Raw genomic sequence first — 22,770 nt, forward strand, 5'->3', positions numbered from 1 at the left:
GGGTTTATTGATAAACTTTCCAATCAATACCCCCTACCATCATAGGACATTATTCGTATAGATTCTCACTAAGTTGGTGTTAAGTTTTATGGAATTTTCCCAGATGGGGATTTTCCCGAGTCAGCCGCCAAAAGTGATTGCGGTTGAACATGGCGCGGTAGTAAGATGAGACAATATCAGCCCGCTTCCCACTCCTGGTTAGGCGCGGTTGCGGGTATATATGGGACTTTCAACCCCTCTGGCGGTGGTGGCGCGGCTATTTATCGGGTTTTCCTGGTTGATTGCCAGTTGACTACATGGGCTAATTTTGTACTATGATCATCCCAGTTATTGTGGGCAAGAATATTAACTAATGATAAAGACTCTCAATAAAATTGGGAAAATCAGTGGTCAATTAGTAGCAATTTGTACGGCTATTTTAGCAGTAGTTAATTATGCTGAAAATACCGCACCCAAAATCACAAATCAGGGAAAATGACAACGAATCCAAATCAACCGAAAATCCCCCTTTGGCGAGACGATCGCTTCTGGAAAATCGCCTTCCAGGTAATCATCCTAGTAATTGTGATCGCGATTATTAGCATATTTACCATTAACCTGAATCAGAACCTACAAAGAAGCGGAATTAGGTTCGGGTTCGGATTTTTAAATAGTACCGCCGGATTTGCGATCGGTGAAAGTATCATCCCCTACCAACCGACGGATCCCTATAGACAGGTTCTCCTAGCGGGTTTAGTGAACACGCTGCGAGTGATGTTTTTTGGGATTATCCTGACGACCATTGTAGGAATTGTTGCGGGAATTTCCTATTTTTCCGGTAACTGGCTAGTGCGTCAAATTGGGTTAGTATATGTAGAAATAGTCAGGAATACCCCCCTACTGCTACAACTGCTATTCTGGTATGGGATATTTCTGCAACTACCCCCAGTGAGAGATCGCCTGGGGGTTTTTAATGCCATTTTCCTAACTCAGCGGGGGATTTTTATTCCTTGGCCATCTAGTTCTCTAATCTGGGTATGGTTAGGGTTTTTGGCAATAGCAGCGATCGCCTCTTTTGTAATTTGGAAACAACGCACTAAAATTATGGTAGAAAAGGGGGTTTCTGGTCAACCCCAATTAATCGCCCTAGGTATCATCGCCCTAGTGTCGTTGTTAATCATCCTGTTTGGCTTTGGTTGGGAAGTTCCCGCCATTATCGGAAGCGAAAACAATCCCATTTTACGAGGTGGTCTCAGGCTAACTATTGAATTTAGTGCTTTGTTAGTGGGGTTAGTATTTTATACTGCTGCTTATATTGCCGAAATTGTCCGCGCCGGGATTCAATCTGTAGCCAAAGGACAATGGGAAGCCGCCAGATCCCTAGGGTTAAAATCAGGTTTAGTCATGCGTCTGGTCGTGTTTCCCCAGGCTTTGCGGGTGATTATTCCTCCTCTCAATAGTCAATATTTGAACTTGGCGAAAAATTCCAGTTTAGCGATCGCTGTAGCCTACGCTGACCTTTATAATGTTGCTAACACCACCTTTAACCAGAGTGGGAGGGCGGTAGAGGTCATGCTAATTATTATGGCAACCTATCTAACCATCAACCTGATTATTTCCCTATTTATGAACTTCCTTAATCGCCGGGTTCAACTTCAGGAAAGATAACTACAGTCAACCGTGACTAACAGGGAGTTTTTAGCAAATATCAAAATCCCCAACCTTCCCTACCATCACAGTTAAGAATTACCTATTCTAAAAATGACAGCAAATCCTGAACCCACCTTAAACCGTCAAGCCCCTTCCCAGTCAACAGACTTTCCCCAATGGCTGCGTGATAACCTGTTTAATACCTGGTATAATGGGTTAGTTACCATAGCGATCGCCAGTTTCCTACTGTGGATGTTAGTAGGGTTTGTATCCTGGGCGAGATTAGTCGCCCAATGGGAAGTAATCCCCGCCAATTTGCACCTATTTATGGTCGGTCGGTTTCCCAGTGATCAATATTGGCGCTTGTGGTTATTGTTGGGAATAGTTAGCATTTTATCAGGTCTGACCTGGGGATTTTTAGCCCGCCGCCAAACCATCCTCTTCAGCCAAAATATTGTCATTTTCCTGAGTGTCGTCGCCATGTTAATGGCTTTATTACCAACTGCCATATCTTATCGTATCATAGCGATCGCCCTATTATTTGTCTTTGTATTTAGCAGTTGGGGAGGGCGACAAATTGGCAGCCGGAAACCTCTACTGGGAAAATGGCTGCCTTTTTCTTGGTTTGTGCTATTAATTATCAGCCTGTGGTTAATAGGTGGCGGCTTAGGATTAAGGGGAGTTTCCACCGACCTATGGGGAGGATTAATGCTAACCTTGCTGATGTCAGTAATTAGCATTTTACTATGTTTTCCCATCGGTGTTTTATTAGCTTTAGGTAGACAAAGCGATTTACCAGTAATTAGAGGATTATCCATCGCCTATATTGAAATTATCAGAGGCTTACCCCTAATTACCATTCTGTTTATGGGTCAAATTCTTCTCCCCCTATTTTTACCAGAAGGAATGCGACCCGATCGCATTTTGAGGGCGATCGTAGGTTTAACCATGTTTAGTTCAGCCTACCTAGCAGAAAACGTCCGAGGCGGACTACAAGCTATCCCCAGGGGTCAATATGAAGCCGCTAAAGCCCTAGGTCTAAATCCAGCCTTAACTATGGTTTTAATTATCTTACCGCAAGCCCTAAAAATCTCCATCCCCTCCATTGTCGGTCAGTTTATTAGCCTGTTTCAAGACACCACCCTATTAGCCATAGTCGGACTGGTAGAATTGCTAGGGATCAGCCGTTCAATTTTAGCTAACCCTCAATTTTTGGGACGCTATGCGGAGGTTTATCTATTCCTGGGTGTTCTCTACTGGCTATTCTGCTATTTAATGTCTTTAGCCAGTCGGAAATTGGAGAAACAACTCAATACCGAAAATCGCTAATTTCCCCAATTATAGATTAATGCTGCATCGGCGAATCAGATTAAGTTCGCAGATACAGCATAATTAGCCTATGAGACTATTTAGATCAGTTTTACCAGTCGCAGGGTGAACATAATGCCAGCCGCAGCGCCGATAGCTACTACATAGAGTAAAGCATAAGCGATCGCACCATCAATGGTCATCGTCAATATCTCCCGATAAGTCAACTTTTGCATCTTCCATTGAAACACGACCTGCGCTAGAATATAGCCTTCTATGGGAAATTAGCGGAATTTGCGAGGAAGCCATCATGTCGTCTGTCATTCGGGTGAATTTGGGGCCAATGTCCTATGATATTTCTGTGGCGGCGGGGAATTTAGACCGCTTGGGGTCTTTGGTGTCTTCCCTGAAGTTAGGAAAAAAAGCCCTATTGGTATCTAACCCGGAAATTTTTGCACACTACGGACAAAGGGCGATCGCCTCAATGGAGAATGCTGGCTTTCAGGTTTCCTCAGTAGTCCTTCCCGCTGGAGAACAGTATAAAACACTCTCCACCGTCCAATCTATCTATAATAGCGCCCTAGAACACCGCCTAGAACGTAGTTCCACTATGATCGCTTTAGGGGGGGGAGTAATTGGAGATATGACCGGGTTTGCTGCTGCTACCTGGCTGCGGGGAATTAATGTTGTACAGGTTCCCACCTCTCTACTGGCTATGGTGGATGCTTCTATTGGTGGGAAAACAGGGGTAAATCATCCCCAGGGTAAAAACTTGATTGGCGCTTTTCATCAACCCCGTTTAGTCGTGATAGATCCCCAGGTTTTGACAACTCACTCTACCAGCACGAGAATTTCGGGCGGGAATGGCGGAGGTGATTAAATATGGGGTGATTTGGGATAAACAGTTATTTGAACGCCTAGAAGAGGCAGATAACCTCCATAGCATTGATGATTTGACCGGGGAACTACTCACCGAAATTATAGTTCGTTCCTGTCAAAGTAAGGCTGATGTGGTTAGCAAGGATGAAAAGGAATCGGGACTGAGGGCGATTTTGAATTATGGTCATACTATCGGTCATGCGGTGGAGAGTCTGACCGGATACTTGGAATTGGTACACGGGGAAGCGGTGGCTATTGGGATGGTTGCTGCTAGTCAAATTGCGGTGAAGATGCAATTATGGGGAAATGATGGCGATCGCCGCCAGGAATTACTGATTAAAAAGGCAGGTTTACCTATTCATCTTCCCCAAGGATTAAAGATTGATGAAATCATCGACATCCTACAAACTGATAAGAAGGTGAAAGATGGTCAAGTCCGCTTTATTCTCCCCAGGGAAATTGGCACAGTAACTATTAGCGATCGAGTCCCTTCCCAGACTATTGCTGATGTATTAGCCACAATTAACAATTAATAATTTTAGTAGGTTGGGTGAAACCCAACATGATGGAGAGATGGTGGCGTTGGGTTGACTGTGGAGGGGGGCGGGTTTATTAATCTTACTGCTGGGAAATGTGGTTGACTACTTGCCAAAACCCCAGCCATGTAGGTTGGGTGAAACCCAACATGATGGAGAGACGGTGGCGTTGGGTTTCGTACCTCCACCCAACCTACTCAAATTGGGAAAAAAGGCTATTGCTGGGCTTCCATATGCGATCGCAGTAAACGATTAATCTCAGTCTGATAACTCTGACCTTGCGATTTAAACCAGTCTAAAACATCACTATCAATACTTAAAGTCACTTGTGTTTTGGTCTGATAATTAGGTGAACCTCGCCTAACTACTGCTTTAGTAACCATTTCTGGCGTAATTTCAGGACAATCAGAAAAATCAATTTCTTCATCAGTCATCCGGTCTAGGCGGTTCCAGTCAGTTTGAGAGTTGCTCGAAGTAAATTTGTTGTTCATATTTAGTAGCTTTTCTCGCAGAAATAATCCGAATACATTTTTCTTGTTCTGTATGGACAATAGCGACCACTCGCCCTTGCAACAAACCCAAAGTCACAAACCTCTGCTCTCCATAATTGAATCGGTCATCTTCAAAGGTTACGATATCTCCATCAAAAACAAGGGGAACATCAATAAAATTAATGCCATGTTTGCGGAGGTTCGTCAGACGTTTAGTTTCATCCCATTCAAATTCCATGCCTTGACTGTTACTACATATTGTAACTAAATTTTCCCAAAAAATTAATATTAACAGAATCAACGGTGGTAATTTTCTCTTACTTCCCAAAACCCATGTAGGTTGGGTGAAACCCAACATGATGGAGAGATGGTGGCGTTGGGTTGACCGTGGAGGGGGGCGGGTTTATTAATCTTACTGCTGGGAAATTTGGTTGACTGCGGAGGGGGGCGGGTTTATTAATCTTACTGCTGGGAAATGTGGTTGACTGTGGAACCCGCCCCTACACAATATCGGAAATGTGGTTGACTGCGGAGGCGCGCCCCTACGGAATATCGGAAATGTGGTTGACTCTGGAGGGGGGCGGGTTTATTAATCTTACTGCTGGGAAATGTGGTTGACTGTGGAGGGGGGCGGGTTTATTAATCTTACTGCTGGGAAATGTGGTTGACTGTGGAACCCGCCCCTACACAATATCGGAAATTTGGTTGACTCTGGAGGCGCGCCCCTACGGAATATCGGAAATGTGGTTGACTCTGGAACCCGCCACGCCTATGGCTTGGGAAATGTGGTTGAGTCCGTGGTGTTCTAGTTTTTGTAGGAGTCCCGTTAGAAGACGATGTACCATGAGAGGACCTTCGTAAACCCATCCGGTGTATACTTGGAGGAGACAAGCCCCAGCCGTGATTTTTTCCCAAGCGTCCTCGGCGGTGAAAATGCCACCAACGCCAATGATGGGAATTTCACCGTTGGTTTGTTCCCATATATGGCGAATGACGGCGGTAGACCTTTCCCTTAGGGGTGCGCCACTAATTCCTCCGGCTTCGGAAGTTATCGGGTTTCCGGTTTGGGGTAACCATTGGGTTTTTAGGTTGTCCCGACTAATGGTGGTGTTGGTGGCAATTATACCCGCTAGGTTATGGGTTCGGGCTAGTTCTATTATATCATCGATCGCTTTCCATTCTAGATCGGGGGCGATTTTGATGAATAGGGGCTTCGATGCTGCTATGTTTTCCTGTTGTAAAACTGTTAGGATTTCATTGAGTTCTGTGCTTCCTTGTAGCGATCGCAAACCTGGTGTATTCGGTGACGACACATTCACTACAAAGTAATCACCTAGGTCTCGCAATAGCTGAAAACTCCCAAGATAGTCGCTGGCTGCTTCCTGTAGGGGGGTGATTTTCGATTTTCCTAGGTTGATGCCTAGGGGTATTGTCGGACCGAGGCTAGAAGGAGTATAATTCTGTAAACGGTGGGCTAGGGTGGCAGCGCCTTGGTTATTAAACCCCATACGATTTAAAACTGCTTCATCTTCTAGTAGCCGAAACAAACGCGGGCGCGGGTTTCCGGGTTGCGGGTGTAAGGTCACTGTGCCTAATTCGGTGAACCCAAAGCCAAAACTTCCCCATAACCCCGCCGCCACGCCGTCTTTATCAAAACCAGCGGCTAACCCCACGGGATTGATGAAATTTAGCCCCCACATGGTTTGCTGGAGTCGGGGGTCAACTAGGCTGAATCGGGGCTGTAGTTGCGATTCTAGCCAGGATAGGGGGAGATTTGATTTGTGGGTGTCTATCCAATGGAGAAGTTCCAAGGTTTGATGATGCGCCCACTCTGGATCGACTTTCAGGCCTTTAAATAAAATCGGTTTCAGCAGAGATTGATACAGATCCAAGCTACTACTACCCCCCCCTCATTGACGACAATCACCCACATGGCTAAAATTTAGTGCATCGGCGACAGAAATTCAACCTCTGTTGGTATATGATTTTAAACGGAGTCGGGAACCAATCGGGTTGAGGGAACTGGTACGGGTTGATGATGCACAATTTGCTACTATCGACTACAGCTTGTTCACCAATCGCTTAATACATTGCCCTCACCCTAAATCCCTCTCCCAAAGAGGGAGAGGGACTTTGAGAAGGGACTTTGAGACGTGATCAGATGATTTCTGAACAGGCTGGAGAGGGACTTTGAGAAGGGACTTTGAGACGTGATCAGATGATTTCTGAACAGGCTGGAGAGGGACTTTGAGAAGGGACTTTGAGACGTGATCAGATGATTTCTGAACAGGCTGGAGAGGGACTTTGAGAAGGGACTTTGAGACGTGATCAGATGATTTCTGAACAGGCTGGAGAGGGACTTTGAGAAGGGACTTTGAGACGTGATCAGATGATTTCTGAACAGGCTGGAGAGGGACCTTGAGACGTGATCAGATGATTTCTGAACAGGCTGGAGAGGGACTTTGAGAAGGGACTTTGAGACGTGATCAGATGATTTCTGAACAGGCTGGAGAGGGACTTTGAGAAGGGACTTTGAGACGTGATCAGATGATTTCTGAACAGGCTGGAGAGGGACTTTGAGAAGGGACTTTGAGACGTGATCAGATGATTTCTGAACAGGCTGGAGAGGGACTTTGAGAAGGGACTTTGAGACGTGATCAGATGATTTCTGAACAGGCTGGAGAGGGACTTTGAGAAGGGACTTTGAGACGTGATCAGATGATTTCTGAACAGGCTGGAGAGGGACTTTGAGAAGGGACTTTGAGACGTGATCAGATGATTTCTGAACAGGCTGGAGAGGGACTTTGAGAAGGGACTTTGAGACGTGATCAGATGATTTCTGAACAGGCTGGAGAGGGACCTTGAGACGTGATCAGATGATTTCTGAACAGGCTGGAGAGGGACTTTGAGAAGGGACTTTGAGATGTGATCAGATGATTTCTGAACAGGCTGTATATGTTGATATCACTGCGGATCGAAAATTTTGCCTTAATTGACCACCTGGACCTGGAATTCGGACCGGGGTTGAATGTGTTTACCGGGGAAACTGGGGCGGGTAAGTCGATTATTTTGGATGCAGTTGATGCCGTCTTGGGGGGAAAGGTCGATCGCCGTAGTATTCGTACAGGTTGCGATCGCTCTATTTTGGAGGCTTGCTTTGAGGTAGACCCTGGTTTGATTGACTGGTTTCGACAACAGGAAATTGACCTGGTAGATGGTTCCCTGGTAGTCTGTTGTCGGGAATTGGTGGTAAATCAGGATAAGTTTCGCAGTAGATCCCGATTAAATGGCATTCTGGTCGGTCGTGGAATTATAGACCGTCTGCGCGATCGCTTTGTGGAAATTACCGCCCAAGGTCAGACGGTACAGTTGGGGAAACCGGCGCTACAACGGGAATGGTTAGACTTGTATGGGGGAAGTAATACTCTCCGGTTGCGCGAAAGGGTTGGGGAGGCTTATATGCGCGCTAGGGAGGTGCAAAACGCCCTACAAAAACGCCGCCAAGACTCCCAGCAACGGCTACAGCGTATAGATTTATTGCAATATCAAATTAGGGAACTGCAAAATGCTAATCTGACCGATGCCGGGGAGTTGGAGGCTCTACAACAGGAACAACAGCGCCTCAGTCATGTGGTGGAGTTGCAGCACCAAAGTTATGGCATTTGTCAAGCCCTCTATCAGAATGATAAGGGAGAATTGGCGGCGGCGGATCTGTTGAGTCAGGCGGAAATGGTTTTGCGGGACTTGGTGGAATATGACTCCCAACTGCAACCTATTTTGGCTATGGTGGAAGATGCTTTAGCACAAGTGACGGAAGCGGGACAGCAAATAGGGCGCTATGGTGAACAGTTGGAGTCGGACCCGGAAAGACTCCAGGAGGTGGAAGACCGCATTGCTGACCTCAAACAGATTTGTCGGAAATATGGTCAGACTCTCCGTGAGGTGATGGATTATTATAATGCCATTGAGCAGGAGTTGGCGCAACTGGAGGATGGGGAAAATTCCCTGGAAACTCTGGAGAAGGCTTATTTTGAGGCGCAGGGGAAACTTAAACAAGTCTGCGACCTTCTCAGGGGGGAACGTGAAAAAATCGCCCGTGGTCTGGAAACTCATCTGATCGCCGAGTTGCAGCCTTTGGCTATGGATAGTGTCCGGTTTCAGGTGCAAATTACCCCCACTTCCCCGTCACCAATGGGCGCTGACCAGATACAATTCTGTTTGAGTCCTAATCCCGGTGAACCGATTAAACCTTTGAGTGAGACGGCTTCTGGGGGGGAAATGAGTCGGTTTCTGTTAGCCCTGAAAGCCTGCTTTTCCCAAATTGAGGGGTCGGGAACTTTGGTTTTTGATGAAATTGATGTGGGGGTGTCGGGACGGGTGGCTACGGCGATCGCTCAAAAATTATACCAGCTTAGTCATTGTCATCAGGTTCTGTGTGTCACTCATCAACCTCTGGTGGCGGCTATGGCGGATCATCATTTTCGGGTGGCGAAGGTGGTTATTGGTAACTCTCCCCAGGATACGGAGGAGGCGGTTAAACAGCGGACGGTGGTGCGGGTAACGGTCCTGGATACTCCCGGGCGGCGGGAAGAATTGGCTCAGTTGGCTAGTGGGCGATCGGTTCAAGAGGCGATCGCCTTTGCGGAGTCATTACTAACCCAAGCCGCTACCCTCCGTCAAGCCAGGACACCGCCTTTGACACAGACTCAAGCCGTTTGAGAGACTCCCTAGATTCTAGCAGTTTAACTTATTGTCAACCCGCGCCATGCGAATTTTAGTTACTATTCCCCACTTTTTTAACTCCCAGGGAGACGCTACCCACGGGTCTCTGAGTAAGGATCCGCGACCAAGGTTAATTGGACTAACCATGAGTTTAACCGCATTGCGCGCCCTCTATGACCAACGCCAATGTATTATTGATATTGGGAAATGTGAGGCTTTTGGGGTTAATAACGCCCAGGATAATATACTTGATATTCTCCTTTGTACGACCCAGGACTGTCACCTGCTTAATCAACTGCAACTTCCCCCTCGGTTTTACCGCCATTGTCCCACGGAAGCGGAACCGATGAAATTGGGGTTTGAGTGTCAAGCCTTGCTGCGAGATGCTCTGGGAAAGTATGATTATTATTGTTATATGGAGGATGATTTAATTCTCCATGACCCCTGGTTTTTTGTCAAGTTGGCTTGGTTTAATGCTTATGGGGGGGATGATTGCCTTTTGCAACCTAATCGTTATGAGGTATCCCCCTACGGACCGATTAATAAAGCCTATGTGGATGGGGATTTATTACCCCATGTAACCGCGAAGTTTCAAAATATACGCGATCGCCCCCAATTGGTGGGTAAAGTGATGGAACAACCCATTCAATTTAATCGCAGCTTAAACCCCCACGCTGGCTGTTATTTCCTGAATAATAACCAGATGGAACATTGGGTAAAACAGCCTTATTTTTTAGACCGCGATAGTAGTTTTGTGGGTCCCCTGGAAAGCGCGGCGACGCTGGGAATTATGAAGAGTTTTAGGATTTATAAACCGGCGCCTGCTTATGCTAACTTTCTGGAAATTCAGCATTTTGGTTCGACTTTTTTAAGTCTCATTGGTAAGCAGGTGAGGTTAGGAAATTCCCCCCAACCAACTAATCAGGAAGTGGAAGGTTAATTGATGGGAAATATCTTCTCCTCACACGGTTTCCCAACCCCCCCCACACTTTGATTAACAAGACTTCACCATTGGCGCTTTTTTTTTTGACCACTCGGTTTTATCGCCGGTTTCCGTCCCCTGGTGGGGAATTGGTCGGGTTGGACACTGACGCCAAAATGGAGGGCGATCGCTTAGTTTCCGTCCCCTGACGGGGAATTGGTAGGGTTGGACCTGGACAGGAGCCGAAAAGCGGTATGCTATTACGAACAACTTGCTTGTTTCCGTCCCCTGACGGGGAATTGGTAGGGTTGGACCCTCGGTTATTCACAGAAAATAGTCTGTACATCGACAGCGTTTCCGTCCCCTGACGGGGAATTGGTAGGGTTGGACCAAGGTTGGCATACGAACATGACCTGCCGGTGCTATACCAGCATGTTTCCGTCCCCTGACGGGGAATTGGTAGGGTTGGACGAGGAAGATAAATTCTTCCTAGTAACTGGGGTTTATGACGAGCGAGAGACGGTTTCCGTCCCCTGACGGGGAATTGGTAGGGTTGGACTTGGACGCAGGGCATCGCCCCAAGAGGCTATCCCTGTTGAACAATTTTGGTTTCCGTCCCCTGACGGGGAATTGGTAGGGTTGGACTTCAAACCTCGCTACAGACGTGTGCCATCGCGTGGCGCCTCATGTTTCCGTCCCCTGACGGGGAATTGGTAGGGTTGGACAATTCTTTAAAAAGAACAAATATTAATGTTATACTTATAGTTTCCGTCCCCTGACGGGGAATTGGTAGGGTTGGACGGGGGGAGTTGGTCACTGGCATCTTATCGATGCACAGTTTGGGTTTCCGTCCCCTGACGGGGAATTGGTAGGGTTGGACTCGATTTCCGGAAGGATTCTAATGTGATCGCCAACCACCTCTGTTTCCGTCCCCTGACGGGGAATTGGTAGGGTTGGACTTTATATTGAGTTAAAAAACAAAAAGAAGTGATAAAACAATTGTTTCCGTCCCCTGACGGGGAATTGGTAGGGTTGGACTTGGACTCTTGTTTTTCGCATTTTTGCGTTATGGAATAATTAGGTTTCCGTCCCCTGACGGGGAATTGGTAGGGTTGGACACGCACCCGACCGTGTTTAAGTCTTGCGACTTGTTTAGTGGGCTCGGGTTTCCGTCCCCTGACGGGGAATTGGTAGGGTTGGACTTTATATTGAGTTAAAAAACAAAAAGAAGTGATAAAACAATTGTTTCCGTCCCCTGACGGGGAATTGGTAGGGTTGGACTTGGACTCTTGTTTTTCGCATTTTTGCGTTATGGAATAATTAGGTTTCCGTCCCCTGACGGGGAATTGGTAGGGTTGGACACGCACCCGACCGTGTTTAAGTCTTGCGACTTGTTTAGTGGGCTCGGGTTTCCGTCCCCTGACGGGGAATTGGTAGGGTTGGACAAGTGTTGCATCTCAACATACGGCAGAACTGGGATGTGTACAGCGTTTCCGTCCCCTGACGGGGAATTGGTAGGGTTGGACAAGCAGTACGGCAAGTGGCTGCAGGAAGAAGCCACTGTCGAGGTTTCCGTCCCCTGACGGGGAATTGGTAGGGTTGGACTCGGGACCAATGGGGGTTTAACAATTACTCGGAAGAGGGCTCCGTTTCCGTCCCCTGACGGGGAATTGGTAGGGTTGGACAATTGAAGAAGGGGGCTCCTTCTATGTCGAATTGCCTTATAATACCCAGTTTCCGTCCCCTGACGGGGAATTGGTAGGGTTGGACCAAGAATCTCTTCTTGCTGATAAGTTCGGATCATATATCCGCGAGAGTTTCCGTCCCCTGACGGGGAATTGGTAGGGTTGGACTTAACAGCAGTGATCGCTGCCGTAATCGGCGCTGCGATCGTAACAGGTTTCCGTCCCCTGACGGGGAATTGGTAGGGTTGGACTCGATGACCAACTCCAGACCGTTGTTGTCGTAACGTTGCAGTTTCCGTCCCCTGACGGGGAATTGGTAGGGTTGGACAACCTGTTCAACAAGCGAGTTGCTTCCCAGCAAGAGGGAGTGTTTCCGTCCCCTGACGGGGAATTGGTAGGGTTGGACACAGAAGAAAAAAGGAAATAACAAATGAGAATAATATTAATAGAAGTTTCCGTCCCCTGACGGGGAATTGGTAGGGTTGGACGAAGGTCGAGGTCCCAGCACCTTCGACCTCCAAAACCGGAGGAAGTTTCCGTCCCCTGACGGGGAATTGGTAGGGTTGGACTATACTGGAATCGAACCAGTTTAATATTGAATTAAAAAAAACAGTTTCCGTCCCCTGACGGGGAATTGGTAGGGTTGGACGAAGAAAGGACGTAACGCTGTACGATGAAAAACGGTCTGAAAGTTTCCGTCCCCTGACGGGGAATTGGTAGGGTTGGACATATACAAAAGAATATTATAAAAAGCAATTAGAATCAATAGTTTCCGTCCCACCTGACGGGGAATTGGTAGGGTTGGACACCTCTTGCTGGCAAGAGGTAGCTAGAACTATAGCTCGCAAGAGCGAGCGAGTTTCCGTCCCCTGACGGGGAATTGGTAGGGTTGGACAGTTCAAAACCCGCTGGGTATTTAAATTCAGCCCTGAGGAAGTTTCCGTCCCCTGACGGGGAATTGGTAGGGTTGGACCTGATAGCCTTATTGGGCATACTTTTTGGAGTTTTGGGAGCATCAAGTTTCCGTCCCCTGACGGGGAATTGGTAGGGTTGGACCCGAGGAGGTGTTTAACGTAGATACCCTCTTTGGGAAGGTGGAGTTTCCGTCCCCTGACGGGGAATTGGTAGGGTTGGACACCCGCCGTCGGGACAAGTGGGCAGATCTCCGGCAAGACCTTCGGTTTCCGTCCCCTGACGGGGAATTGGTAGGGTTGGACATTGGGTCGCTCCCAAACTGGGTAACCATCCCCTGTTAATAGTTTCCGTCCCCTGACGGGGAATTGGTAGGGTTGGACAATTTTAGAAGACATCTACGACTGGGGAGCGGAGCCCCAATGTTTCCGTCCCCTGACGGGGAATTGGTAGGGTTGGACGAGGATGAGGATGAGGGGGTCAAACCCCTGAACTCCGAAGACGTTTCCGTCCCCTGACGGGGAATTGGTAGGGTTGGACCTACCGGGTTCGACTGGGCGGCGAGGGCTATCAATATACGCCCTCTGTTTCCGTCCCCTGACGGGGAATTGGTAGGGTTGGACCCTATACCTTTGGAAACCTTACAGTATGCGGTTTTCAAGGTGCGTTTGCGCGAGAGCACGTAGAAGGTGCTTAACAAAACTTTACAGGCCTGTTTGGCGCGAGTAAATTCGTTTGTTTTGCGATGTTTTTATATTATCAGGAGTTGTGCGAGACTGTCAACCCCCCAAAAAACAAATTTCTCTTTTTTTAGCTCAAGTTTATATCAGGTTTCTGTTGTATCCTCGTCGCGCCATATTATTAAAAAATGCAATATAACTTTACATTGCTGAAAATCATTGGCTCAAAGGCATTTCAGCCCCAAAGTGATGAAAAATGAGACGATCGCAACCCTTACAAAATGAGAAAGTCTGGTGGTTCGTAGGGAAGCGGTCCCCCGTAGACCTTAACCTGAGCTTTGGTGGAGGGATTGAGGGGATAAGCCCGCAGACTATCCTTTTCTAAATTCAAAACCTTTAGCCACCGCTTATTCAATAAGTCCTCCAGAATTTTTTCCTCCAGGGGACACTCAAACACCGAATACTGAACCCGCTGACACCGCTGTTCCAACAACTTCGCCAAAAGTTGGCGACGCTTGTCGTCCCTCACGTCGTAGCAAACCAACCAAAAATTCGCCATAATGATATCCTTCTAAAGACTTGAGAGTAGGATCTGATGCACCGATTAGTTCACCGAAAAATAAAAGCCTCATAGTCCAGGCGAGTTTCTACCAGACAACGACCGAGCGATCGCGCCTGCTCCAAAAGGATCTGACTTAGTTTCAGCTTCCGATGTTGGGGGGGATATAAAATAGAATCCTGGAGTTGGCGTTCCAAGTGTCCCAAGTACAGCTTTTTCGCCGTTTGTCCCAACCAGATCCCCTCCTCCTCCCCCGGTGCGGGTTCAAAATCGTTAGGATCAATCAACCGACTGTTAACTATAGCGATCGCCACCCGATCGACCACCACCGGGCGAAATTCCTCCATCAGATCTAGTACCAAATTGGGCCGAAATGGGGCGATCGCATGAAAAAACCCCAAATAAGGGTCGAACCCCGCCTGAACAGTCGCCGCAAATACCCGCGCCAACAAAACCCCGTAACCCCAACTCAACAGGGCATTAACGGGATCTTTAGGTGGGCGGCGGTTGCGTCCGGTGAACTTCCATTGAGACGGGAACCAGTGGGTCAGGGCTTGAAAATAAATGCGGGCACAGATCCCCTCAACTCCCATTAATTCATTGCGATCGAGGGGAGTTTCTGTCTGTTTGAGGCGAGGAAGGTAGGAGGCGATCGTGTCGATCGCTTCAGTTAATTGGGTGATTTTACCGTGAGTTTCTCGGTTGCGTCGCTGGAGAAGGTATCGCTGGTTACGGACTTTCCCCAAAATTAGCTTTTGGGCCAGAGCCATGCCGAAGGTGGTGTCCAGGGCGCGATATTGGGCGAGTCTTACCGTCGGGTTGGTGTGAAAGTGTCCCTGGAGACGGCCGCGAAACCGTCCGTCTTGGCGTAGGAAAATGGTTTCGATGCCACGATCAAGAAGTTGGGCGATCGCCCTATCGGTTAACTGAACGCCGGGAAGTATCACCACTAAATCAATTTCCGCTAGGCGGCAAGTTGTGGAACCTTTGGATTGCTCAATTATTAAGGTTTGATTATGATAACGAACCACAGTCCGAGGGGCGGTTAAGTAAAGAGTTGTCATGGTTATAATATTACCAAAAATTCGGAATTTTACGAAATGTTACAAGTTTTTTAAGTTGAGAATATTAATGCTATAATTTTTTGTGAAAAGTACAAATTATAATCGGGGTCTAAAATCATGAATAGTTCTAGTGCCAGAACTCTAATTCGGTATCGTAGTATTGGGGTTGCTATCGCTAATGCTGCTGCTACTTGGGTAATCTTAATTATCGCACCTTTGGGATTATTTACTGTCATCACTTGTACAGTCTTAATTTTCGGGATTTCTCTAGGAGGAGGAATCGTTAGCGATCGCCCCATGTTATCTCTGTCGCCGCGCAATGGTTGGGAAATGCTGATGTCGGATGCTCCAGAATTGTATACCCCAAGTGCAACCGCCAACGCCACCCCCCCTCTCTCCCAGAAATCATCAAATCAAAATCCCTGGGGTTGCCGCTGAGTCACCCCCGCTTAAATCGATGGGATTTACAACGTGAATTTACTGGCTAAATTCCTGTTGGAGATGAATAGCAATGGTATTGGTTTCCGCGAGATTTCGTCCCGTGGTCTGGATGCAAATACCATAACCCGCATCTGTCCAAGTTAGCACAAACTCCACAATCCCATTGGGGTAGGTGCGGCGAATCGGTGTTTTTTGATGAGGGTTAAAAGGCAGAGAATTGACAATCTTTTTGACATAGGGTGAACGGCAAACTTTTTGAGAAAAAGCCATCAATACATCTTTGCCATGGTCATCTCGCAAACTGATATTTTTCGCCTCGGGTTTAGTGTCATCTTGGGGAATTAGCGCTAAAATTGCCGTTTCCTGTTTCGCGAATTGTAGGCGCGATCGCTCATTAAATAGCACCCCCATAGCCGACAAACTAATCAAATCATCTTCCCGGTCTATCAAAGATGATAAATAGGGGTCGTCGATGTCAGATTCTACTAGGGAGACTTCAGCCGTTTGTTCAGTTTCCAGATATTCAAACAGTAAATAGTTGTTCAGCCAAAAAGCTAAATCTAGGGCGACTGGTTGGGGGGGAAGTTCGATGACTTCGGAAAATTTCTCGAATAGGTAATAGACCGGAATTCCTAGGGCTTGTCCAATCATTCCCGCGAAGGAAATTTGGGCTTTATATCCACCCGTAGCATTAATGGCGATCGCTTCCGGGGAAAACGTGCGAACCTCGGTGCTAATTTCCTTAACCAAATTTTTCAAGCCTTTTTGTCGAAAATCCTGGACGCTATCATCACGCAGTCCGGTCAAAACTCGATATTCAACCTGTTGAAAATTGAGGGGATTTCTGGTATAATCAAAATAGAGTTTCAGCAGATTTCCCATGGCTCTGCCATCATCAGTATCTGATACCAAAAATATCAGACGGTTGCGGTCTGCCAAAAAGCCCTTATCACAAATACTGGCGATCGAGTTAATTTCCGCCCCACAAAGGCGATCGGTATTCCTACGTTCCAGCAGCAGAAGGGATAACTGTTTCCAGTTTTGGGCATTAAAAGCCCCTTGAATAGCCGCATCATCAGAGCGTTTTAGGTTATTCAGCAGGCTAGTTCCCACGGTGCAAATGAGTGTATTTCTCATGATTATCTCCGATTTATTGTTGGGAGTTTAGGGTTAAATTAGAGCCAGTTTTTGGTCTGCAAGCTGATGTTAATTTCCGGCAAAATAGCTAGTATAGCCCTCACCCTAAATCCCTCTCCCAGGTGGGGATAGGGACTTTGATATAACTCCCCTCCTCCCTGTTCCCTGAACCTGTCGAAGGGGGTAAAAAGGGCTTGTGAATAGCTACACTTAATAATCACGGGAAAGGCTGTAATTGCAGCACAAACCGTTTTTAAATTGCACTAAAGCACATCTGGATATCCTAGGTAATTTTGACCTAATTTAATATCGCCAACCTCCCCCATTTTAGCGAACATTCAGGGGGATTTACTTTTAGGTATTGTCCCCTTGCGGGGAAAGAGATGGTGCATTGAATCAGAAAGTTCTCAGCACAGCATCTCACGGATTTAAGTTTCCGTCCCCATCGGGGAAATTATTAGAAAACTGACTACCCCAAACCGATTAATCCAAGCCGAGACTTTTGCTCAGATCGTCAATGTTACCAACTGGAAGTGATTGCGATCGAGCGCGAGAAATGGCTGCAAACAAACGCGACGCATTTCGAGGAGAACCCAGCAAATGCAAGGATTCTTTCATCTCTTCCAATTCCACAGCAGGTAAAACAGCGATATCTTCTTTGTCTGGATGTTTAATGACAACTTCTCTGCGAGTGAGGATAACTTGATCGCAAATTGATCCTAAGTTCTGAGACGCTTCCGCGTAAGTGTAAACATCCTTTTTGATTATAGACATAGAGTTCATATCCTGTGATATTCCGAAAATTTCTTTGCTATACAACTTCCATAAAGTTAGCTTTTTGAGTAAATTAACAACTGGAACCGGGCCGGAAGCCAAAACCATGAGTTTCAGCTTCCAGCTTAAACATAAATTACGAGTAGTGATATCGAGCTTGCAGGAAGTGGATCACATTGTGTTCTACCATATAAACCAGTCGATCAACTTCGCTAATTCGACGGGACCAAATATTTGGGCCCAAATATTTTAGGGGTTCGGGGTGGCCTTCTCCTGTAAAGGGATCTCGTAGCGATGCTTTAGCAAGTTTGAGTACCTTTGTCGCTTTTTTGGTATCTCGGCTAACCCAGTATTCTAAATCTTCCAGGAACTGAGGGTCAAAGACTGATAAACGCGGTGAACAGTCGTGAGACTTGCTTTTGATTGAACTTTGGGGAGGATTGTTTGCCGTGGGGGATGCGGTGTGCATTGAACTTTCTGATTCGCGCTTTAGCGATTTTTGGTTTCGCTGCGCGCTTTTAGATCTTTTTGTAGCCATTTCGCGTGCCTGTAATGGTTATGTGACCATCATCACCTGGATTCTAGGTTTTGTCAAGTGTTTTGTGAAATATTTTTCAAATCCCGATTTTCGCTCTGATCTACTCAAGCCTCAGTAGATCAGTAGCATTCAACCCAAAGCCATCAGTCAATCAACTTAACTTTCTTAATTGTCCCATCATCCTTTAACTCGATAATCTCTACCCGCATAGTTTGACCCTCAGACAGGGAACTGGCCTTTTTGGGTTCCTTCTGAGTCAGGCGAATTGTACCCAGCATTTCATAAGTCACCTTATTTCCCTTAATTCCTGTTACTATTGCATCTAATTTACTACCCACAGATATATCAACGTTTGCGATCGCTTCCTCGATTTCTTCTTGGCGTTTGGACTTACCCTCTGTCACTTCTATTTCATCCCCCCTTTGTCTGATGGTTTCTGGGGGGACACCTTCCTTGTAATAGCGCATCAAACGAAACGACCAACCCATAATTGCTAACAGTGTGGCACCGTTTTCTAACTCTCCCTGAAGGTGCTGTTTACAAACACTTTCCATGCTGGCAAAATATTCGCTTGTTCTTTTGCTATGTCCGATGCGATAGCCTTGTTTGGCTAGGGTTTCTAAGTATGCTAAAAACCGCTTTCCGGCATCGGGTTCCTGTTGAATTTCCCGCAAATAAGACAGGGCTTTTCCCAGTTCGTTAGTATCAGCATTATCGAGAACTAAATCGATGGCTACTTTGTGGGCGAGTTGCCACTGGCGTTCAGAGAGAGAATAATCGGTTAAAGTTGAAGTTACCATGATGTGATTTTCTGGGGGTGTCAGGAATTGCTTAATCGCTGTATTTAGGGATTAGTAATAATTAACCCATCCGCTTTGGTTAATACATCCCCGCTGGCGCTTCCCGGTTGGTGGGATAGGCGAGGATTTTTTGCAGTTGTTTTAACTGGGGAAGTTCCAGCAGTTTTTGTTGGTGCGCGGCGGCGATCGCTTGTTTAATAAAAGTTTGCAATTCAGAACCTGTTAAACTGGGCGGCTCTGTGTTATAATCGCTATAGCGATCGCGCATTGAGTCAGTTCTTTGAATTTGCGTGATTTTCACCGTCATAGTTCCCATGCCGATAGGTTTTCCCGCTCCCACTTTTAAGGAAAATGGATAATCTTTATCCTGCCCCAAAGAAGCTAAAAGCGCTCCCAATTCGGCTTGGGTCAAGTTCATAAATTGCAGTTGAGTCTCAAAGGTATATTGTGCGGCGGCTTGCTGAGTAGGAATGCCTTTTTCCCCTCCCGCCACTGCTTTAATAGCGTGATAATAAAACTTCCGAGATACCGGGTTAAAATATTTGCGCCGTTGGTCGGGACGGGGACGGTATAGGGAAGGCATAAAACCCGGTGCAAATCCTTTTTTAACGCATCTCGCATCCTGAAAACTAATCAATCCTTGCCAGTCCAAAGCACCAAATACTCGACTAGCCGGACAGAGTTTTTCTTTACTCCCACAAGGTAGCCGATTTCGTGGCATTTTATCTTTATATCGGTTAGTTACTACCGCCAATGTGCTATTGGTAATAGCCTCATAAATTGACCGCACCACCCCTTTTAAAGAACTACCGGGAATGGTGAGTTTTTCATTGCCGGTTTGCATGGTTTTAATTAGGGGAATTTTAGACTGTCCCAAATCCCTGCCCATCATCACAGTTCCCGTGGAAATATGCAGGGCAGTTTCTACGGTTAATTGTAGGTGCAAAATCCCATGAATTCGGTTTTTTAAATACTTATGATGTCCGGCTGGAGAAGTTAAGGTCGGAGCATTAGGGGGAAATTCTACAAACTCGTAAGGTTTGGGAACTTGGGGGGCGTTGTCTGGTCGTCGATTAGGAGGTGCCATAATTATTGATAAGTTAATGCGGTAAAGTGGATAGTGGCAGTTTGGCGATCGCGAAAATATCGCTGTTTGATATCGATTTCATCCGGTAAATTACGCAGGCGGCGAGGTAGTTTAGTTTCGGTCGGCGGATACACTTTCGCCTGTAAATCCTGAAGGTCACAGCACCAATCCCCCTCCATGGCAGTAAATCCTGGGGGCAATTGTGCGGGTTCTATTCCTAACCATAGTATATCATAACTATCGCCTTTCTGTTGCCACCGAATTTCGGCAGTTTGGTTAAAAACCTGTCCGGTTGGGGCAAGTTTTTCCGGGTCAAAATTCTGGCAAAATCCGCTAACCTTATCTACAGTGCGACCAAAGTAAATCGCCTTAGAAAGTTCCTGAATTAAAGCCTGTAATGCCGTAGCAGAAACCTGGTTTTTTGTCCCTACAAAAGCTGTTCTCATGCGGCTACACCTCCCAATAATTTACGCCATTTGGGAACGGATTTGGTAAATAAGTCTTTAACCTGTTCGCTTCCTGTACAGGTCTGTTTGACTCCAAAACCTAACTCCATTAATTCCGTAATCACTGAAATTTCAACTTGATCATCAGTAGGAAAATGATAGGGATTTTCTGTTAAAAATACGCCCGCGCCGAGTAGTTGGGTACGTTCCCAAGATTTATCAGAACCCAGCAAACAAATGCGATCGCCTTCCAATATACAACCGGGATAACTGACCACGGCGGAGTTAAGTTTAACGTCTACTGTTCCCAGTCCGCGAGATTTAGCAAACCCTAAACCGAACCATCCATCATCAAGATCCCGCAGGACTAAACCGATTAATGCTAATTGTGCTAAAGTAAAGTTTTTCAGGTGAATTTTAGTGCGAAATTCCCCCGCAGTACAAACTTGATAATTAAAGGGACCCACCGCGACGGAACCGAAAACGCGATCGATAGCGACTCCGTTTCTTTCTTCGAGTTTTAGGGGATGTTCTTTGGTGGGGTAAGCGTCCTCAATGCGTAAACGGCTGGCGATCGCAGTATTCCCAAAAAGGCGATCGGTAAATGAGGAATGGCGATAAATTTCGGCGGGGTTAGTAATGTTGTCCAGATACTTATTCGCATTCAAATCTAGGGGGTCATTCGCCCAAAGTGTATCAGGATTTTGGGGGCGTTTATCTTCCCCGACGGTGCGGACTATGCGTTCAGCGTGGGCGCGAATTGCCCCTTTTAAACTACTTCCGGGAAGGTAAACTGTGCGCCCCCCTTGATGGTAGGTTTCTACAAATTCCATATCCGGCTTGGTGGGGTCTGCTCCCTCTTTACCGGATTTAATTAACAGGGGACCCAAGGGCAAAATACTCAGGTCAATGGTACAGTGATTAACAAATCTTTTGTGCATGAGTTTAACCTTGGTCGATTAATTAGGATTTAAAGATATCTGATACTGTGGTTTGCAGTTCAGGAAAGGTGGGGGAAATAAGGCGATCGCTTTCTCGGTAGGCGTTGGTTTTATACAGTCCATTTTCATCAACCATTTGCGGTGGTTCTAACAAGGCTGAATAACTGGTGGGGTACGCTTCCCAAATATCCCGATCAACAACGGTAATATCGGGGTAGCGACCCGGTTCGGTACCAGATCAGGTAACTGTTCAATAAACCGTCTAAAAGTTAGTTTGGTTTTGGTTTCTTGGGTCGCAGTCATAGGGTATCCTCAATTAAACAGCATTGGTTTCCGTCAAGTGTTGCGATCGCACATTTCTGAGTTTATCAATTAACGCCCTTGTCCAGGATTGTTTGTAACCCTGTTGTTCATCTTCATTGAGTTCATACAAACTCAAATCCTGATTAACTAGCATTTCCAAATATTCCAGTAATTCTTCAGGATTATCTGGATTAACCCATTGCATTTTATCAATGTCTAATCTCACCACTCCTAAACCACGCGATCGCCCTCCACCGAGGGGAATTTGTTCCGTTTCAAATTGATGTAATCCCACCATTAACAACCCCAATTCCCACTCTTCGGCATTTTCCACTACAGCTTTAAACTCGAAGGGAGTCCCAGCGGGGACGACTTGGAAATCATAAAGTTTCCCTTCCGCCGCCGTTTCCGTATCGCGATCGATAGCGACTCCATCCCTTTCTTGATACTGACCAAACCAATTATTTTCGGGGTCAAATATGGTTAAATCTCGCACTTGAAATTTACTGGACAACCAGGGAGAACCGAATACCAGAGAAACCAGATCCGTATGTTCGATAATAACTTGAGTTAGTTGGCGATCGCTATAATCACTATTTTTGAAACCTTGCATTTCTTTGGATGTAATTGACCATTCATTTTCATTAGCCGGGTTAGCGACCAAGTGACGCAATTGGTCAGCATCAATCTCACTAAAAACCCCCCGCAAAAAACTTTCCAGACGCGATCGTAAAGCACCTTTAAAACTCGATCCCGGAATCAACGGACGACCCAAAGCATCTTTAATCACCGGAAGGTCAGAGCCAATGGGTTCGAGGGAACGTCCCGCACTCACCCGTAAAGCGGTTACAGTATGGAGAATTCCTGTAATTTCTAAGCGGTTTTTGAATCTAGCAAACATAAGAACACCTACAAT

Annotated in this window: 21 protein-coding genes, 1 pseudogene and 2 CRISPR repeat arrays; of the genes and pseudogenes, 8 read left to right on the top strand and 14 right to left on the bottom strand. The window is 46.5% G+C overall.

Features of this window, described 5'->3' with window-relative positions; genetic code table 11:
• Positions 1-352: 352 nt before the first annotated feature.
• The 3 genes from XZ46_RS37605 (at position 353) to XZ46_RS17105 (ending at position 2,958) form a co-directional block, all read left to right on the top strand.
• A complete protein-coding gene (locus XZ46_RS37605; RefSeq protein ID WP_006624657.1) occupies positions 353-478 on the top strand; it encodes a hypothetical protein in 126 nt (41 codons plus the stop codon).
• Positions 475-1,647 (top strand): amino acid ABC transporter permease, encoded by a 1,173-nt coding sequence (locus tag XZ46_RS17100; RefSeq protein ID WP_008050339.1) that lies wholly within the window; start codon positions 475-477, stop codon positions 1,645-1,647. Before XZ46_RS37605 ends, XZ46_RS17100 begins: the two co-directional genes overlap by 4 nt.
• Positions 1,648-1,740: 93 nt before the next feature.
• Entirely contained in the window at positions 1,741-2,958 is a 1,218-nt protein-coding gene (locus XZ46_RS17105) for an amino acid ABC transporter permease (protein WP_006624655.1), read from the top strand.
• 80 nt (positions 2,959-3,038) lie between these two features.
• On the opposite strand, the gene petL is transcribed toward XZ46_RS17105, so the two are convergent.
• On the bottom strand, positions 3,039-3,188 hold the full coding sequence (gene petL, locus XZ46_RS34470; RefSeq protein ID WP_157883448.1) for a cytochrome b6-f complex subunit PetL: 150 nt from the start codon (positions 3,186-3,188) through the stop codon (positions 3,039-3,041).
• A 59-nt stretch (positions 3,189-3,247) separates the two neighbouring features.
• Here petL and aroB point away from each other — a divergent pair.
• Positions 3,248-4,349, top strand: a pseudogene (aroB, locus tag XZ46_RS17110) (3-dehydroquinate synthase).
• A 218-nt stretch (positions 4,350-4,567) separates the two neighbouring features.
• On the opposite strand, the gene XZ46_RS17115 reads toward aroB, so the two are convergent.
• From XZ46_RS17115 to XZ46_RS17125, 3 genes are all read right to left on the bottom strand, one after another.
• Entirely contained in the window at positions 4,568-4,843 is a 276-nt protein-coding gene (locus XZ46_RS17115; RefSeq protein ID WP_006670774.1) for a BrnA antitoxin family protein, read from the bottom strand.
• The gene (locus XZ46_RS17120; RefSeq protein ID WP_228116365.1) at positions 4,806-5,144 is read right to left on the bottom strand and encodes a BrnT family toxin; all 339 of its coding nucleotides are present in this window, start codon (positions 5,142-5,144) and stop codon (positions 4,806-4,808) included. Before XZ46_RS17120 ends, XZ46_RS17115 begins: the two co-directional genes overlap by 38 nt.
• Before the next feature lie 424 nt (positions 5,145-5,568).
• Positions 5,569-6,735, bottom strand: a complete 1,167-nt coding sequence (locus XZ46_RS17125) for a quinone-dependent dihydroorotate dehydrogenase (protein WP_048895150.1) — start codon at positions 6,733-6,735, stop codon at positions 5,569-5,571.
• A gap of 1,063 nt (positions 6,736-7,798) precedes the next feature.
• Between XZ46_RS17125 and recN the strand changes: the two genes are divergently transcribed.
• Positions 7,799-9,562, top strand: a complete 1,764-nt coding sequence (gene recN / locus XZ46_RS17130) for a DNA repair protein RecN (RefSeq protein WP_006624648.1) — start codon at positions 7,799-7,801, stop codon at positions 9,560-9,562.
• Positions 9,563-9,608: 46 nt separating this feature from the next.
• Positions 9,609-10,505, top strand: coding sequence for a hypothetical protein (locus XZ46_RS17135; protein WP_006670771.1), 897 nt, complete (start codon positions 9,609-9,611; stop codon positions 10,503-10,505).
• 109 nt (positions 10,506-10,614) lie between these two features.
• Positions 10,615-12,901: a CRISPR direct-repeat array (repeat unit 37 nt; unit sequence GTTTCCGTCCCCTGACGGGGAATTGGTAGGGTTGGAC).
• Positions 12,902-13,030: 129 nt separating this feature from the next.
• Positions 13,031-13,707: direct repeats of the CRISPR family, unit length 37 nt; unit sequence GTTTCCGTCCCCTGACGGGGAATTGGTAGGGTTGGAC.
• A gap of 331 nt (positions 13,708-14,038) precedes the next feature.
• Here the strand turns inward: XZ46_RS17135 and cas2 are convergent.
• The gene (cas2, locus tag XZ46_RS17140; protein WP_006624641.1) at positions 14,039-14,323 is read right to left on the bottom strand and encodes a CRISPR-associated endonuclease Cas2; all 285 of its coding nucleotides are present in this window, start codon (positions 14,321-14,323) and stop codon (positions 14,039-14,041) included.
• Positions 14,324-14,373: 50 nt separating this feature from the next.
• Complete coding sequence (gene cas1, locus XZ46_RS17145; RefSeq protein ID WP_048895151.1) at positions 14,374-15,387, bottom strand: CRISPR-associated endonuclease Cas1; 1,014 nt, start codon at positions 15,385-15,387, stop codon at positions 14,374-14,376.
• A gap of 117 nt (positions 15,388-15,504) precedes the next feature.
• Here cas1 and csx18 point away from each other — a divergent pair, with 117 nt between their 5' ends.
• Positions 15,505-15,825 carry a CRISPR-associated protein Csx18 gene (gene csx18, locus XZ46_RS17150; RefSeq protein WP_008051036.1) on the top strand — a complete coding sequence of 107 codons (321 nt, stop codon included), beginning with the start codon at positions 15,505-15,507 and terminating at the stop codon, positions 15,823-15,825.
• A gap of 39 nt (positions 15,826-15,864) precedes the next feature.
• On the opposite strand, the gene XZ46_RS17155 is transcribed toward csx18, so the two are convergent.
• From XZ46_RS17155 to XZ46_RS17170, 3 genes are all read right to left on the bottom strand, one after another.
• Positions 15,865-16,965 carry a putative CRISPR-associated protein gene (locus XZ46_RS17155; protein WP_008051037.1) on the bottom strand — a complete coding sequence of 367 codons (1,101 nt, stop codon included), beginning with the start codon at positions 16,963-16,965 and terminating at the stop codon, positions 15,865-15,867.
• Between the two features lie 483 nt (positions 16,966-17,448).
• Positions 17,449-17,739, bottom strand: coding sequence for a type II toxin-antitoxin system Phd/YefM family antitoxin (locus XZ46_RS17165; protein ID WP_046320929.1), 291 nt, complete (start codon positions 17,737-17,739; stop codon positions 17,449-17,451).
• A 136-nt stretch (positions 17,740-17,875) separates the two neighbouring features.
• The gene (locus XZ46_RS17170) at positions 17,876-18,208 is read right to left on the bottom strand and encodes a Txe/YoeB family addiction module toxin (RefSeq protein ID WP_008051040.1); all 333 of its coding nucleotides are present in this window, start codon (positions 18,206-18,208) and stop codon (positions 17,876-17,878) included.
• On the opposite strand from XZ46_RS17170, the gene XZ46_RS35050 reads away from it, so the two are divergent.
• Positions 18,159-18,395, top strand: a complete 237-nt coding sequence (locus XZ46_RS35050) for a hypothetical protein (protein ID WP_162198541.1) — start codon at positions 18,159-18,161, stop codon at positions 18,393-18,395. The two genes, XZ46_RS17170 and XZ46_RS35050, sit on opposite strands and share 50 nt — an antisense overlap.
• A 25-nt stretch (positions 18,396-18,420) precedes the next feature.
• Here the strand turns inward: XZ46_RS35050 and XZ46_RS17175 are convergent, their stop codons facing one another.
• The 5 genes from XZ46_RS17175 to csx7 form a co-directional block, all read right to left on the bottom strand.
• The gene (locus XZ46_RS17175; RefSeq protein WP_008051048.1) at positions 18,421-19,077 is read right to left on the bottom strand and encodes a hypothetical protein; all 657 of its coding nucleotides are present in this window, start codon (positions 19,075-19,077) and stop codon (positions 18,421-18,423) included.
• A gap of 79 nt (positions 19,078-19,156) precedes the next feature.
• Positions 19,157-20,164, bottom strand: a complete 1,008-nt coding sequence (locus XZ46_RS17180) for an RAMP superfamily CRISPR-associated protein (RefSeq protein ID WP_008051049.1) — start codon at positions 20,162-20,164, stop codon at positions 19,157-19,159.
• A 2-nt stretch (positions 20,165-20,166) separates the two neighbouring features.
• Entirely contained in the window at positions 20,167-20,610 is a 444-nt protein-coding gene (locus XZ46_RS17185; protein WP_008051051.1) for a hypothetical protein, read from the bottom strand.
• On the bottom strand, positions 20,607-21,551 hold the full coding sequence (locus XZ46_RS17190) for an RAMP superfamily CRISPR-associated protein (RefSeq protein ID WP_008051053.1): 945 nt from the start codon (positions 21,549-21,551) through the stop codon (positions 20,607-20,609). Before XZ46_RS17190 ends, XZ46_RS17185 begins: the two co-directional genes overlap by 4 nt.
• 316 nt (positions 21,552-21,867) lie before the next feature.
• Positions 21,868-22,755: a type III CRISPR-associated RAMP protein Csx7 gene (csx7, locus tag XZ46_RS17195; RefSeq protein ID WP_008051058.1), complete on the bottom strand. Its 888-nt coding sequence runs from the start codon at positions 22,753-22,755 to the stop codon at positions 21,868-21,870.
• Positions 22,756-22,770 lie beyond the last annotated feature (15 nt).

It is taken from the genome of Limnospira indica PCC 8005 (assembly GCF_000973065.1).
Taxonomy (GTDB): domain Bacteria; phylum Cyanobacteriota; class Cyanobacteriia; order Cyanobacteriales; family Microcoleaceae; genus Limnospira; species Limnospira fusiformis.

Bases quoted from the DNA above. Each gene is read 5' to 3' on its own strand.
- XZ46_RS37605 (WP_006624657.1), top strand. From the start codon at position 353: ATGATAAAGACTCTCAATAAAATTGGGAAAATCAGTGGTCAATTAGTA.
- XZ46_RS17100 (WP_008050339.1), top strand. From the start codon at position 475: ATGACAACGAATCCAAATCAACCGAAAATCCCCCTTTGGCGAGACGAT.
- XZ46_RS17105 (WP_006624655.1), top strand. From the start codon at position 1,741: ATGACAGCAAATCCTGAACCCACCTTAAACCGTCAAGCCCCTTCCCAG.
- XZ46_RS17115 (WP_006670774.1), bottom strand. From the start codon at position 4,843: ATGAACAACAAATTTACTTCGAGCAACTCTCAAACTGACTGGAACCGC.
- recN (WP_006624648.1), top strand. From the start codon at position 7,799: ATGTTGATATCACTGCGGATCGAAAATTTTGCCTTAATTGACCACCTG.
- XZ46_RS17135 (WP_006670771.1), top strand. From the start codon at position 9,609: ATGCGAATTTTAGTTACTATTCCCCACTTTTTTAACTCCCAGGGAGAC.
- cas2 (WP_006624641.1), bottom strand. From the start codon at position 14,323: ATGGCGAATTTTTGGTTGGTTTGCTACGACGTGAGGGACGACAAGCGT.
- cas1 (WP_048895151.1), bottom strand. From the start codon at position 15,387: ATGACAACTCTTTACTTAACCGCCCCTCGGACTGTGGTTCGTTATCAT.
- csx18 (WP_008051036.1), top strand. From the start codon at position 15,505: ATGAATAGTTCTAGTGCCAGAACTCTAATTCGGTATCGTAGTATTGGG.
- XZ46_RS17155 (WP_008051037.1), bottom strand. From the start codon at position 16,965: ATGAGAAATACACTCATTTGCACCGTGGGAACTAGCCTGCTGAATAAC.
- XZ46_RS17165 (WP_046320929.1), bottom strand. From the start codon at position 17,739: ATGTCTATAATCAAAAAGGATGTTTACACTTACGCGGAAGCGTCTCAG.
- XZ46_RS17170 (WP_008051040.1), bottom strand. From the start codon at position 18,208: ATGCACACCGCATCCCCCACGGCAAACAATCCTCCCCAAAGTTCAATC.
- XZ46_RS17175 (WP_008051048.1), bottom strand. From the start codon at position 19,077: ATGGTAACTTCAACTTTAACCGATTATTCTCTCTCTGAACGCCAGTGG.
- XZ46_RS17180 (WP_008051049.1), bottom strand. From the start codon at position 20,164: ATGGCACCTCCTAATCGACGACCAGACAACGCCCCCCAAGTTCCCAAA.
- XZ46_RS17185 (WP_008051051.1), bottom strand. From the start codon at position 20,610: ATGAGAACAGCTTTTGTAGGGACAAAAAACCAGGTTTCTGCTACGGCA.
- XZ46_RS17190 (WP_008051053.1), bottom strand. From the start codon at position 21,551: ATGCACAAAAGATTTGTTAATCACTGTACCATTGACCTGAGTATTTTG.
- csx7 (WP_008051058.1), bottom strand. From the start codon at position 22,755: ATGTTTGCTAGATTCAAAAACCGCTTAGAAATTACAGGAATTCTCCAT.